General features: G+C 73.8%; 12 protein-coding genes. 5 read left to right on the top strand and 7 right to left on the bottom strand.

Annotated elements, in window-relative coordinates; translation table 11 throughout:
- The first annotated feature begins 12 nt into the window (after positions 1–12).
- Complete coding sequence (locus ABEA10_RS06920) at positions 13–558, top strand: PadR family transcriptional regulator (protein WP_345458844.1); 546 nt, start codon at positions 13–15, stop codon at positions 556–558.
- A 145-nt stretch (positions 559–703) separates the two neighbouring features.
- On the opposite strand, the gene ABEA10_RS06925 is transcribed toward ABEA10_RS06920, so the two are convergent.
- The 5 genes from ABEA10_RS06925 to ABEA10_RS06945 all read right to left on the bottom strand — a co-directional run bounded on the left by ABEA10_RS06925 (position 704) and on the right by ABEA10_RS06945 (position 5425).
- Entirely contained in the window at positions 704–1477 is a 774-nt protein-coding gene (locus ABEA10_RS06925) for a phytanoyl-CoA dioxygenase family protein (RefSeq protein WP_345458846.1), read from the bottom strand.
- 78 nt (positions 1478–1555) lie between these two features.
- Positions 1556–3286: an ABC transporter permease gene (locus tag ABEA10_RS06930; protein WP_345458848.1), complete on the bottom strand. Its 1731-nt coding sequence runs from the start codon at positions 3284–3286 to the stop codon at positions 1556–1558.
- A gap of 118 nt (positions 3287–3404) precedes the next feature.
- The gene (locus ABEA10_RS06935) at positions 3405–4130 is read right to left on the bottom strand and encodes an ABC transporter ATP-binding protein (RefSeq protein ID WP_345458850.1); all 726 of its coding nucleotides are present in this window, start codon (positions 4128–4130) and stop codon (positions 3405–3407) included.
- A complete protein-coding gene (locus ABEA10_RS06940) occupies positions 4127–4630 on the bottom strand; it encodes a PadR family transcriptional regulator (protein WP_345458852.1) in 504 nt (167 codons plus the stop codon). The genes ABEA10_RS06935 and ABEA10_RS06940 overlap by 4 nt, the downstream gene beginning before the upstream one ends.
- 111 nt (positions 4631–4741) lie before the next feature.
- Positions 4742–5425, bottom strand: coding sequence for a rhomboid family intramembrane serine protease (locus ABEA10_RS06945; protein WP_345458854.1), 684 nt, complete (start codon positions 5423–5425; stop codon positions 4742–4744).
- Positions 5426–5546: 121 nt separating this feature from the next.
- On the opposite strand from ABEA10_RS06945, the gene ABEA10_RS06950 reads away from it, so the two are divergent.
- Positions 5547–8447, top strand: coding sequence for a helix-turn-helix transcriptional regulator (locus ABEA10_RS06950; RefSeq protein WP_345458856.1), 2901 nt, complete (start codon positions 5547–5549; stop codon positions 8445–8447).
- A gap of 11 nt (positions 8448–8458) precedes the next feature.
- On the opposite strand, the gene ABEA10_RS06955 is transcribed toward ABEA10_RS06950, so the two are convergent.
- Complete coding sequence (locus ABEA10_RS06955) at positions 8459–8830, bottom strand: OsmC family protein (RefSeq protein WP_345458858.1); 372 nt, start codon at positions 8828–8830, stop codon at positions 8459–8461.
- A gap of 278 nt (positions 8831–9108) precedes the next feature.
- On the opposite strand from ABEA10_RS06955, the gene ABEA10_RS06960 reads away from it, so the two are divergent.
- From ABEA10_RS06960 to ABEA10_RS06970, 3 genes are read left to right on the top strand one after another with little or no spacing between them, the layout of a single operon-like run.
- Positions 9109–9267 (top strand): hypothetical protein, encoded by a 159-nt coding sequence (locus tag ABEA10_RS06960; RefSeq protein WP_345458860.1) that lies wholly within the window; start codon positions 9109–9111, stop codon positions 9265–9267.
- A gap of 6 nt (positions 9268–9273) precedes the next feature.
- Complete coding sequence (locus tag ABEA10_RS06965) at positions 9274–12162, top strand: helix-turn-helix transcriptional regulator (protein WP_345458862.1); 2889 nt, start codon at positions 9274–9276, stop codon at positions 12160–12162.
- Between the two features lie 42 nt (positions 12163–12204).
- Positions 12205–12597 carry a nuclear transport factor 2 family protein gene (locus ABEA10_RS06970; protein ID WP_329263033.1) on the top strand — a complete coding sequence of 131 codons (393 nt, stop codon included), beginning with the start codon at positions 12205–12207 and terminating at the stop codon, positions 12595–12597.
- 8 nt (positions 12598–12605) lie between these two features.
- Here ABEA10_RS06970 and ABEA10_RS06975 read toward each other — a convergent pair whose 3' ends face one another.
- The gene (locus ABEA10_RS06975) at positions 12606–13406 is read right to left on the bottom strand and encodes a class I SAM-dependent methyltransferase (RefSeq protein WP_329243460.1); all 801 of its coding nucleotides are present in this window, start codon (positions 13404–13406) and stop codon (positions 12606–12608) included.
- Between the last annotated feature and the right edge of the window lie 27 nt (positions 13407–13433).

A 13433-nucleotide genomic window follows, 5' to 3' on the forward strand; every position in this document is an offset into this window, starting at 1 on the left:
GTGGAGCTGAGCATGTCCGCATACACCGTCCTGGGGCTGATCGCCCGGCACGGTCCGATGACGCCGTACGAGCTGAAAGCCCGCGTCGAGCAGAGCGTCGCCTACTTCTGGCCCATCCCCCACGCCCAGCTCTACCGCGACCCGCCCAGGCTCGCCGAGATGGGCCTGCTGACCGAGGAGGCCGAGGCCGGCGGGCGACGGCGCCGGGTCTTCCACCTGACCGATGCCGGCCGCGAAGCGCTGCGGGCATGGCTGTCCGCCGCCGAGGTTCCCCAGGCCGAGACCCGTGACCCGGCACAGCTCCGGCTGGCCTTCGCCGACCTCGGCGACGCCACGGACCTCGTGCGGCTGGCAAGGGCGCAGGAGTCGCGACACCGCGAACTGCTCGACCTCTACCGAACCCGGCACGCCGCCCTCGACCCCGCCGACGCCGCCACCCGATCACGCTCGCGCGTCCTGGCCCTCGGCATCCTGCAGGAACAGGCTCAGGTCGCCTTCTGGGCCGCCCTCGCGGCGAACCCCGACGCTCTGGACGTCATCCCCGATGAACAACGGTGACTTCGAGAATCCCGACGAACCCGGCCGGCCCGCCCCGGTTCACCGCCGAGTCCGGCGAGGGACGGCGTGTCGGCCACGGGCCCGACGGGCCCCAGTGTGGGGCTAGATCTCCGGCGAGATGACGACCGTCACGATTCCGGCGGTTTCAAAGCCGGCGGCGCGATGAGGCCAGCCCCTCCAGTACCGCGCGCTCGACCGGCGTCGGCGCCGCGCCCGACAGGTCGAGCAGGCCGGCCGGATCCAGTGGAGGCTGGGCCATGAACCGGGGCTCGGTCCCGCGATGCGGCTGGGCCGCGTGGACGAGGAACGGGTGGCACAGGAACACGTCGCCCACCGATCCCGTGGCGAGGGCCTCCGGCCGCCCCTCACTCGCGCGGACCGCGTCCCGGCACAGGTCGAGCCACTCTCGCCCCTCCTCGCCCGCGTCGGCCAACAGCGCCGGGACGTCCCGGTGGGAGCCGACCCGGATCCGCGTCGGCGCGTCCGACGGCCCGACGTCGGAGAACAGGAACAACATGAGGAGCGCCCGGGCGCGAGAGCGCAGGTTAACGCGGTGCTTGCCGTCGGGGCCGGGGAAGCTGCCCTCCAGGTGCCAGCCGTCGTCGCCGGGCGGCTCGTCGCTGGGAAAGCGCACCGGGAAGGTGCCCAAACCCTGCCGGGGCACCCAGCGTCCCGGCCCGACCAGCTGGTCGAACGCCTCGTACAGCGCCGGGGTGTTGGCCGCCTCGCGGAACGGCGGTGTGCCGAAGCCGTTCAGCCGGATGACCGGCCGCGTCCAGGTGGATCGGTCGGCGGGGTCGCACCCGGTCGCCGCCCACAGCTCCTCCAGACAGCGCCCGGCCACCTCTCGCGAGAACGCGCCCGCGATCCGCACGAAGCCGTCCTCGACGAAGGCCTCGACCTGCTCGTCGCTCAGCATCGCGACTCACCTCCCGCCCGACCCGGCCGTTCGGGCAGGAGATCCTCGCCCGTCGCCCGCGGTCGCCGCAACGGGTTTTCACTCGGCGGCCAGCACCCGGGCGATCGGTCGCCGGCAGACCACGCGGATCGGGACGGCGGTGAGAGCGGCCACGACGAGGAGCGCGCCGGGCACGACCAGGGGCAGCCGGGCGTATGGGATGAGGATCGACCCGGCGGCGCCGCCCGCCGTACGCGCGGCGTAGTAGATGGCCAGGCCGAGCGGGATGCCGAGCAGCGACGCCCCGAACGCCGGCAGCAGCTGCGCCGCCGACAGGCCGAAGGTGACCTGCCGCGGCGTCGCGCCCAGCGTGCGCGCCAGACCGGCGAAACGCTGCGCGTCCAGCGACGTCGCCCAGGCGATCAGCACCGCGTTCACGGCGGCGAGCGCGAGCAGCGCCAGGGTCAGCGCCAGCACGACCTGGCCGACCTGCTCGGTGACCGGGTTGTCCGCGCCCGGGACGAACCCGGGCCCGGCCAGCCGGGCGTCCTTGCGGGCGATGTCGCCGTGCAGGGCGATCGCGGCGACCACCATCGCGACCGTGAGCGCGAGACTCGCGGTCGCCAGGATCACCCGGCGCGGGCGGCGCGCCGCGACGCGTACGCCGAGCAGGAACGGCACCGGCAGCCGGGCCGACAGCGCGATCAGCAGCGGTGAGCGGCGCGGCGTCCGCCGGGGACCCGACAGGGCCCGTACGGTGGTCGTCCGGGCGCCGCGGATCGCGGGGAACACCGTTGCCGCGCCCGTCACGACCACCGCCACCAAGGCCACGACCAGCGCCGACGCGACCGTCAGATGCGGGGAGCCGGCGGGCAGCAGACCGCTGCTCGGCCGTACGAGCAGCGGCGCCGCCGCCCGGCCGGCGACCAGGCCGGCGGCGGTCGCGGCCAGCGCGAGCAGGACGTGCTCGGCCAGCAGCACCACCGCGACGAACCGGGGTGAGGCCCCGACCGCCTTGAGCAGGCCGACGCGCCGGGTCTGGTCGGCGAGGCGTCCACCGACGAGCACGGCCACGCAGGCGACGCCGAGCAGCGCCAGCGCCCAGGTGCCGGTGAGCAGGGCACTGTCGACGAGATGCAGTTCGGCGGTCGCGTACGCGCCCATGTCCTGCCAGGAGCGGACGCCCCGGTGCGCCGCCGCGAAGGCCGGGGCGGCCGCGGGGTCGGCCAGCCGCAGCGGCATCACCTGCGACGTCGGCGTGCCGATCCGTCGTAGGTCCGCCCGCGTGACCCAGATCAGGCCCGGCGTGGAGGACGGGTACGGGACGCGGCCCGCGCTGACCGCGATCCCGGCGACGCGGAAGCGGTGGCCGGAGATCGTGATCTCCTCACCCGGCCGCACGCGCAGGGCGCCGGCGAAGGCGCGTTCGACCACGGCTCCCCCATGGCGCACCCAGGACCCGGCGGTGACCTGGGGACGGTCGACCGCTCCCGGATCGGTGTCCCGGCCCTGCACGGAGGCGTCGACGCCGATGTCGCGGACGCGGAGCCCGCCGGAGACGACCGGGTACGGACCGGCCGACGCCGTCACGCCGGGCGCGTGCGCGAGCTGTCTGAGTGAGGCCGCGCGGTCCGCGGTCGCCACCGCGTCCGGACCGGCGGTGGCGGCGCGCGTACGGTCCCAGGGCCGGTCGGCGACACCGCGTACGGTCAGGCCCAGCGTGAGTGTGGTGGTCGTCGCCGCGATGGCGATGAGCAGCAGCAACGCCTCGGCACGGCGGTGGCGCAGGTCGCGCAGCGCCAGCCGGGCCACCAAAGTGATCACGCTCACGAGCCCTCCTTCGCCGGAGGGGCGATCCCGACGCGCGTGTTCTTGACTCGCTCGCTCATGAGCCCTCCTTCGTCGGGGAGGGTGACCACAGGCGCGTGTCTTTGATTCGCTCGCTCATTCAGCCCTCCAGCCCGGCCAGGGTGCCGAGGCCGCCGCCTCCGCCGTTCAGCCGGGTCTCACCGGCGAGCACGCCGTCGCGCATGGTGATCACGCGGTCCGCGGTGGCGGCGGTCCGTGAGTCGTGCGTGACGATGACGAGAGTCTGGCCCTCGGCGCGCAGCGATCCGAAGAGCCGCAGCACCGCGGCGGTCGCCGCGCTGTCGAGGTTGCCGGTCGGCTCGTCGGCCAGGACGACGAGCGGGCGGCCGATGAGCGCGCGGGCCACCGCGACCCGCTGCCGCTGCCCGCCGGACAGCGCCGCGGGCAGGTGAGTGGCCCGGTCGGCCAGCCCGACGCGTTCCAGGAGCGCGGACGCCCGCCGCCGTGCCGTACGCGGCGGCACTCCGGCGAGCAGGGCCGGCAGTTCGACGTTCTCGCGCGCGGTGAGCTCGTCGACGAGGTGGAACGCCTGGAAGACGAAGCCCAGGGCCTTGCGCCGCATGCGGCTCAGCTCGGTCTCCGACATGCGGTCGAGCCGCCGGTCCGCCAGGTGCACCTCGCCGCCGGTGGGCCGTTCGAGCCCGCCGAGCAGGTGCAGCAGGGTCGACTTGCCGCAGCCGCTCGGCCCGACGATCGCGACGGTCTCGCCGGGCCGCACCTCCAGATCGACCTCGTCAACCGCGCGGACCAGCCCCGCGTCCCGGCCGTACTCCTTGCGCAGCCTCACGGCCCGCAGCACCGTCATTTCGACTCCCAGTAGTGGGCGCAGGCGTCCAGCCAGCGCAGATCGGCCTCGAACCGGAGGACGACGCCTTCGAGGAGCAGCGCCGCGGCCGAGCCCTCGGGCTCGGCGAGCGCGGCCCGCTGCGCGTCGGCCAGCCGGCGCAGCAGCTCGCGGCGCTGAAGGTCGACGAGCTCCACCGGATCGGCCAGGCGGGCCGCGGCGGCCGCGATCAGCTTCAGATGGAACTCGGTCGGCCGGTTCCAGCTCACGTCCGCGAGCCAGGTCCGTACGCGCTGCTGGCCCTCGGCCGTGAGCGCGTAGACCTTGCGGTCGGGGCGGTCGGCCTGGCCGACGTGCTCGGCGGTGACCATCCCCGCCTTCTCCAGGCGCGTCAGGGTCACATAGACCTGCCCGGCGTTGAGCGCGTCGCGGAGCGGCCCGAGGGCCTCGTGGAGCCGGGCCCGCAGCTCGTAGCCGTGGGAGGGCTCCTTGGCGAGCAACGCGAGTACGACGTCCTGCACGGCATCACCTCTAACGGTTAGCTATATAGGTAACGGTTAGCCGAGGCGGGCGTCAAATCGGGACGGCCGCCGGCGCGACACGCGTCGCCGGCGGCCGGAGAGGGCACGCGGTCAGGCGGTGACCGGATTCCGACGGCGTACGGACAGGACGAGAGCGACGGCGACCACCAGCCCGGCCAGCAGCGCGACGCCGTGGATGTTGCGGACCGCGGTCAGGGCCACGCCCGTGACCAGCGCGCCGGCCGCCGTCCAGCGGCCCACGGCGATACCGCGCTCGGCCGCGACCCTGGCGGCCATGGCCGCCACGAGACCGATCGCCAGCAGCGGGAACCAGGCGGTGGCCAGCAGCGCGGCGCACCACAGCAGCACGATCGTCGGGGCGAATCTCGGGAGACGTTCGTCACCCCGCCAGAGCGCCACCGCCGCGGCGCCGGCCAGACCGCAGATCGCGATGGAGTTCCCGCCGCCGTGCGGCTGCCAGGCGTAACCGGCGATCTCTCCCACCAGGCCGGCGGCGAAGTAGCACACCAGCCAGCGCGACCGCGACACGGCCTGCTCCGCGACGGCGCCGACGAGGACGAGGAACAGCAGGTTCGAGACCGTGCCCGCCACGCCGCCATCCTGCACGAAGAGCGAGGTACCGGTCCGCCACCAGTCGCCGTGCAGCCCGGCGGGGGCGCGTTCCAGGTGCGCGAGCATGCCGGGCACGAGGAACTGCGCGACGTTCGACAGCGCCGTGACACCGAAGACGACCGCCGTCACCAGGGGGAACCGCCGCAGACCGTGAATTGTCATGCGACTCACTCTTCCCTCCGGCGGCGCGTCGCGGCAGAGCCATCGATCCACTCCCCGGCAGGACGAATGTCCGTACGCGGCGCGGGCGTCAGCCCGACGAGGGTTCGATATTAAGTCTGTTTTGTCCGACCTTGATGGCATCCTTGATGACGTGCCCAACCAGCAGGGAATCAGTGCCGTCATGGTCGGCCGCGCCACCGAGCTGGCCTTTCTCGAGACCGCCATGCGAGAGACGCCGGCCGCTCTGCTCGTGGGCGGCGAGGCCGGGGTGGGCAAGACACGCCTGATCCGCGAGTTCCTCGAGGCGGCGCGCCGCCGCCCCGGCGGGCCGCGCGTGCTCATCGGCGGATGTCTCCAGATCAGCTCCGAAGGCCTGCCGTTCGCGCCGTTCAGCGCGGCGCTGCGGCAGCTGGTCCGCGAGATCGGCGTCGACGGGGTGGCCGCCCTGCTGCCCGGCGGCTCGCCGGGCGGGCTGGCACGCCTGCTGCCGGAGTTCGGTGAGCCGGACACCGAGGCCGCCACGACCGAGGCGCGCACGCGCCTGTTCGACCACGTGCTGCTGCTGTTCGAGCGGCTGACGGAGCAGACGCCCGCCGTCCTGGTCATCGAGGACGCGCACTGGGCGGAGCGGTCAACGCGCGACCTGCTCAGCTACCTGATCCGCAACCTGCCGCCCGGCCTGCTGGTGATCGTCACCTACCGCTCGGACGAGCTGCACCGCGACCATCCTCTCCGGCCGCTGCTGGCCGAGCTCGGCCGGGCGGGCTGGGTCCGCCGCCTCGACCTCGACCGGCTGCCGCGCCGCGCCGTGGCCGAGCAGGCACAGGGCATTCTCGGCCGCAAGCCCGCCCCGCAGCTGCTCGACGAGGTGTACGAGCGGAGCGAGGGCAACCCGCTGTTCGTGGAGGCCCTGCTCGGCCGCGACGGTGAGATCAACTGCGAGCTGCCCGAGTCGCTCCGCGACCTGATCCTCGGCAGCGTGCAACGGCTGCCCGAGGAGACCCAGGAGATCCTGCGTGTGGCCAGCGCGGGCGGCGACCGGGTGGAGCACGCGCTGCTGGCGGCGGTGAGCGGGCTCGACGACACCGGGCTGTCCCGGGTGCTGCGGCCCGCGGTGGCCGCGAACGTCCTCGTCGTGGACGGCGAGGCGTACGGCTTCCGGCACGCCCTGATGCGCGAGGCGATCCACGGTGACCTGTTGCCGGGTGAGCACACGCGCACGCACACGCGGTTCGCCGAGGCGCTGGAGGCCGACCCGTCGCTCGTGCCGCCGGGGCGCGTCGCCGCCGAGCGGGCCCACCACTGGTACTCCGCGCACGACACGACGTGGGCGCTGGTCAGCGCCTGGCAGGCCGCGCAGGCCGCCAAGGAGGCCACCGCCTACACCGAGTGGCTCCGGATGATCGACCGGGTCCTCACGCTGTGGGACCGGGTGCCCGACGCCGCCGAACGGCTCGGCGTCGGCCACACCTACGTGCTGGAGCGGGCCATCGAGGCCGCCGACCTGGCCGGTGAGACCGAACGCGGCGTCGCGTTCGCCCGCGAGGCGCTCAAGGAGATCGACGATCCGCTGCGGGCGGCCGCGGTGCTGGAGCAGCGGGGCCGCCTCAAGATCCGGCAGGGCCACCGCACCGCACTGGACGACCTGCGCGAGGCCGCCCGCCTCGTGCCCGTCGACCCGCCGAGCGTCACCCGGGCCCGCGTGCTGTCCACGCTGGCGCAGCACCTCTATCTGCTGCCGAACCGCGCCGAGGAGGCGCGGGAGCTGGCCTCGGAGGCGCTCATGGTGGCCCGGGAGACCGGTGACGCCACGGTCGAGGCGCACGCGCTGACCACGATCGCGGCCTGCGACATCCCCGAGACCGAGGCCGAGCGTCACCTGGCCGTCCTGGCCGAGGCCGCGGAGGTCTACCGCCGGGGCGCCGACGACTCGGCGATGCTTCGCGTGGCCACCAACGAGTCGCACGTCCTGGAGAGCATCGGCGAGCACGAACGCGCCATCGAGGCCGCCCAGCGGGGCATCGCCCTGGCGCGCAAGCACGGGCAGGCCCGTACGTCCGGGGCGTTCCTCACCATCAACCTGGCCGAGCCGCTGCTCAACCTGGGCCGCTGGGACGAGGTCCTGGAGGTGACCGAGCACGCGCTGGAGCTGTCCCCGCCGCCGCTCACCCGGGCGTCGCTCCACGCCGCCCTCGGCGACATCGCGCTCGCCCGCGGCGACCTGGCCGGCGCCGCGCGGGCCGCGGCCGCACTCGACTCCGTCCTCGCGCCGACGTTCTCCCGCACGCAGGAGCTGTTCCCCTCCGTGTGCCTGCGGCTCGGCCTGACGGTGGCCGAGGGGGACCTGACCGCCGCGCTCGACGTCGTGGAGCAGGTGGTCGAAGAGCTGCATCCGTCGGTCAACGCCCGCTACGGCTGGCCGTTGATGGCCGGCGCGGCGCACGCCTGCGCCGAGGCGCCGGGCGAGCGTTCGGGCAAGCTGCTGGCCCGGCTGCGCGACGAGGCGAACAGGACCCCGGTGAACGGACGGCCGCAGCGCGCGCGGCAGCTCGTGTTCGAGGCCGAGGCCGCACGCGCCGAGGGCCGGGACGGCCCGGAGCGGTGGGACGCCGCCGCGGCGGCCTGGGACGACCTCGGCGAGCCGTACCCGCTGGCCTACGCGCTGTGGCGGGCGGCGGCCGCGGACGGCGACCGCGACCGGGCCGCTCCCCGCCTGCGGCGCGCCGCCGAACTCGCCGACCGCCTCGGCGCCAGGCCGCTGCGCGAGCGGATCGAGGCGTCCGCCCGCCGGGCCCGCGTGCCGCTCGGCGGCCAGACCGGCGGTCCTTCCCTCGGCCTGACCCCGCGCGAGCTGGAGGTGCTGCGTCTCGTCGCCGAAGGCCGCAGCAACCGCGAGATCGCCGGGGAGCTGTTCATCTCCGCCAAGACCGCCAGCGTGCACGTGTCCAACATCCTGGCCAAGCTGGAGGTGTCCAGCCGCGGGGAGGCCGCCGCCACCGCCCACCGCATGGGCCTCGTCTGACGGCCCGGCGGTCAGGCGGGTTCGAAGACCAGCGGCTTGCTCAACGTCGAACGCACCGGCGAGCGCGCGATGCGCTCGGCGATCGCGGACCGGTGAGTCTCGAGGTCCGGGTCGAGGACCAGCTCGTACCGGAACCGTGTCTCCGACTCCTCGCGTTCCAGGAGCACCCGCACCCCGACCTCGGCATCGCCGATGCCGAGGTCGGCCAGCGCCATCCGTGCCGAGACGGTCATGCACGTGGCCAGCGCGGCCTCCAGCAGTTCGTGCGGCCGCATCCCCGCCGAGCCGCCGACACCCTCCTTGAGCGTGTCGGCGACGCCCTCGTTACCGCCCGCCCGGAACCTCACCTGCCAGGGCTTCGCGAGCACCGTGGCCTCGACCATCGCCGTCACCTCGTCATATCAAGAACCCGACCTGCCGCGATAATAGCGAGCCAGCTCATATTCTGAGAAATGATATCCATATGATGGACGCATCAGGGCCCCGGCCGGGCTCGAGGATTGGCAAATAAGCGTCAGGATCATGGCGGAGATGTGCCTCTGAGGACCTCTTAGACCGACTCACCCCGGATCGGCGCTGCGGATAGGACATACGCCGGATGTGGGGGTACGCGCCTTACGGCGACGGTGGACGGTGTCGGAACAAAGAGCAGGAGGACACCATGCATCCCGAGATCGTCCGGGCCCTGATGACGACGCGTGTCCATGACGACCACCGGACCGCCGCGGCCTGGCGGAGGCGTGCCCGCGTACGCCGCCGTCCCCGCGCCCTGTCCCGTTATCCGCGCCCGCGTCCCGTCTGGTCCACCAAGACCGCATAAGTCGCCATGACTGGCATGCTGGAGGACGTGCGCGCACATGAGGTGAGCCCCGCCTTCGTGGGGCGGGAGCCCGAACTCGCCACGCTGACCGACGCCTTCGAGCGCGCCCGTGCGGGCGATCCCGGCGCGGTCCTGCTCGGTGGCGAGGCCGGCGGCGGCAAGACCCGCGTGGTCGGCGAGTTCGCCCAACGCGTGCGGAGCGACGCGCACGTCCTCGTCGGCGGCTGCCTCGAACTCAGCACGGCCGGCTTCCCGTACGCGCCGTTCACCGCGGCGCTGCGCCAGCTCGTACGGGAGGCCGGCGCCGCGGAGATCGCCGCCCTGATGCCGCGGGACGGCGCACGCGACCTGGCCCGGCTGCTGCCGGAGTTCGGCGAGCCGCCCGCCGACCGCGACCCGGACAGCGCGCGGGCCCGGCTGTTCGAGCAGATGCTCGCGCTGCTCGAGCGCCTGGCCGAGCGCCGTCCCCTCGTCCTCGTCGTCGAGGACGCGCACTGGGCGGACCGGTCAACCCGTGACCTGCTGGTCTTCCTCCTCCGCAACCTGCTGCACACCGCCGTACTGGTGATCGTCACCTTCCGCTCCGACGAGTTGCACCGCGGCCATCCGATGCGGCCGGTGATCGCCGAGCTCGAGCGGTTCGAAGGCGTCATCCGGCTCGACCTGCCCCGCCTGACCCGGGCGGAGACGGCCGCCCAGCTCGCCGGCATCCTCGGCCACGCTCCGGATCCCAAAATCGTCGAGATGGTCTACGAACGCAGCTCCGGCATCCCGCTGCTCGTCGAGGCCACCGCCGAACACCCCGCCTCCGGGATGCCCCAGTCCGTACGCGACCTCGTCCTGGCCGACGTCAACCGGCTGCCCGAGAACACCCAGGATCTGCTGCGCCTCGCCAGCACCGGCGGCGTACGGTTCGGGCACGCGCTGCTCTCCACGGTCTCGGGCCTGGACGACACGGCCCTGTCGTCGGCGCTGCGGCCCGCGGTCGACGCGAACGTCCTCGTCGCCGACGCGCAGGCGTACGCCTTCCGGCACGCGCTGATCTGGGAGGCGATCCACGACGAGCTCCTGCCCGGCGAGCACACCCGCGCGCACCGCCGGTTCGCCGAGGCGCTGGAGGCCGATCCGTCCCTGAGCCTGGCCGGGCGCCCCGCCGTCGAGATCACGTCGCACTGGGTCCGCGCGCACGACCACGAGCGCGCGCTGCCCTCCGCCTGGCGTGCGGCGCGGGAGTCGGCCTCCGCGTTCGCCTACGCCGAACAGCTCCAGCTGCTCGAACGCGTGCTGGAGCTGTGGGACCGCGTGCCCGACGCCGAGGAGCGGATCGGCACCGACTACGTCGACGTGCTCCGGCGCGCGGCGCAGGCCGCCGACGCCTGCGGCGAGCCCGAGCGCGGCCTGGCGTTCGTCCGCGCCGCCCTCGCCGACCTCGACGAGCGGACCGATCCCGAGCGCGTCGCGCTGCTGCTCCGCCGACGCGCCTGGCTCACTCTCGTGCTGGGCCGTGCGGGCGGTCTGGAGGACCTGCGCCGGGCGCAGAGCCTGGTGCCGGAGGCCTCGATCGCACGGGCGGAGGTGCTGGCGCTGCTCGGCCGTACGCTGGCGTTCCTCGGCCGGCAGGACGAGGGGCGCCCGATCAGCGAGGAGACCCTCGCGCTGGCGGACCGGTTCGAGGACGACTGCATCGCGGCGGGCGCCCTGAACAACCTCGCCATCGCCGAGTCGGTCGCCGGCCGGTTCGACGCGGCGCTGGCCCTGCTGGAGACCGCGCGTACGCGGGCCGAGCGCGCCCACGACGGCGGGTCGGTGCTCCGGTCGATGGTGAACACGACCGACGCTCTGGAGGCGAGCGGCCGGTCCGAGGCGGCGCTCGCGACGGCGCAGCAGGCGCTCTCGCGGGCCGACGCGCTCGGCCAGTCGCGTACGCAGGGCATCTTCGCGGCGAACAACCTGGCGGAGGCGCAGATCTCCCTCGGCCGCTGGGACGACGCGGTCGAGACGTTCGAGCGGGCCATGGAGCTCGCGCCGACGCCCGGCCTGCGCGTGCAGCACCTGGTCAACCGGGGCCAGATCGCCGTCGCCCGCGGCGAGAGCGACCTCGCGGCCCGGATCGTGGAGGAGCTGCGGGCGCTGGCCGCCGTCGACGACCCGTACCCGCAGCAGGTGCTGCCGCTGGCCTGCCTGGTCATCGAGTGGCGGCTGGCCGAGGGCGACGTGCCCGGCGCGATCGAGGCCACGAACCGTGCCATCGCCGAGCACGAGCTGAACCGGGACGTACGGCACACCTGGCCGGTCCTCGTCGCGGCCATGCGGGCCTGTGCCGAACGGCGCGACGAGGCCCTCGCGGAGGAACTGCGCGCCATCGCCGCGGCGACCGCGGCGTACGGCCCGGTGATGGAGGCCCGGCGCGCCGTGTTCGACGCCGAGTCCGCTCGGGTCGAGGGCATCGTCGACCGGTCGCGGTGGGACGCCGCCGCGGCGGCCTGGGAGGCGCTGAACCACCCGTACCCGCTGGCGTACGCGCTGGCGCGCTCGGCCGAGGCCGCGGTGGCCGACGGCCGGCGGGACGAGGCGTCGTCGCTGGTCGGCCGGGCCGCGTCGCTCGCCGACCGGCTGGGCGCCCGGCCGCTGCGCGCCGAGATCGACCGGCTGGCGCGGCGGTCGCGGCTGACCGTGGCGGGCTCGGCGGCGGGCTCGCCGGCCCTGGGCCTGACCCCGCGCGAGCAGGAGGTGCTGCGCCTGGTCGCGGAGGGGCGCAGCAACCGTGACATCGCCGAGGAGCTGTTCATCTCGGCGAAGACGGCGAGCGTGCACGTGTCGAACATCCTCGGCAAGCTGGGCGTGGCCAGCCGGGGCGAGGCGGCCGCCACCGCCCACCGCCTGCGCCTGGCCTAAGGTCTGTCTCGCACACAGCCGAAAAGATGAGTAGGGGTGGCCATGCATCCGTTCCGCCAGGCCGTCGAGGCCGGTGACCTCGCCGCGATCGAGCCGCTCTTCGCCGAGAACGCGGTGTTCAACAGCCCGGTCGCGTACCGGCCGTACACGGGCCGGGCGATCGTGGTGGCGATCGTCCGCGGCGCCGCGCGGGTGTTCGAGGACTTCCGCTACGTACGGGAGATCACCGGCGCGGACGGCCGTGACCACGCCCTGGAGTTCCGGGCGTCGGTGAACGGCAGGCAGGTCCACGGCTGTGACTTCCTGCACCTGGACGACGACGGCCTCATCGACGAGCTGACGGTCATGGTGCGACCGCTGTCGGGCACGAACGCGCTCGCCGAGGCGATGGGCGCGCAGTTCGACCGCATCACGCAGGAGGCGACGAACGCCTGAGCGGCGGGCTACTCCGGGACGCGGGCGACGCAGAAGACCGTCTGGCCGAACGGCGGCCGGATGACCTTCTCGATGGCCCTCGTGGCCGGAACGACCGTACGGTCGTAGATCTTGACGAGCTTCGGGTCGGGGTAGCCGGCGCCGCCGCGGCGGACCGCGGCCCACCAGGCGATGCCGCCGAGGAAGTTGATCGGCTTGAGCACGTCGATGTCGAGCCCCGCGCCGGTGACCGTGGCCTGGAGCGTCTTCGGGGTGTAGCGGGTGACGTGGCCGACCTTGCGGTCGAAGTCGCCGTAGAGCTGCATGTAGCCCGGCACCCAGATCACGATGCGGCCGCCCGGCTCGACCACGGCGGCGAGGTCCTTCAGCGCCTGGACGTCGTCCTTGATGTGCTCCAGGACGTTCATCATGACGACCGTGTCGACCTTGCGCTTGATCTTGATCTCGGCGGGCAGCGCCAGGTCGAGCACCTCGACGTCGTCCCGGCCGGCGTAGCGCTTGGTGAGCTGCTCGACGCAGTAGGAGTCGTTGTCGCTGACGACGAGGTAGTCGAGCCGGCCGGCGAACTGCTCGGAGAAGTGGCCGAGCCCCGAGCCGACCTCCAGCAGCGACTTTCCGACGTGCGGCGAGACCATGTCGTACTCGTACTGCCGGTAGTTGCGGGCCTCGTCACCGCCGAGGTGGTTCTCCAGTTGTCCCTCACCGGCGGCGGGCTGGTGCTCGCCGTCGAAGGTCTCCGGGGTCTCCCGGCGGCTGCCGAGCAGCCCGAGGAGCGTGCTGGCGACGGAATTCTTCTTGGCCTCTGGCATGCGATCACTCGCTGATGTCGACGATTT

The organism is Actinoallomurus oryzae (genome assembly GCF_039541955.1).
Classification (GTDB): Bacteria; Actinomycetota; Actinomycetes; order Streptosporangiales; family Streptosporangiaceae; genus Actinoallomurus; species Actinoallomurus oryzae.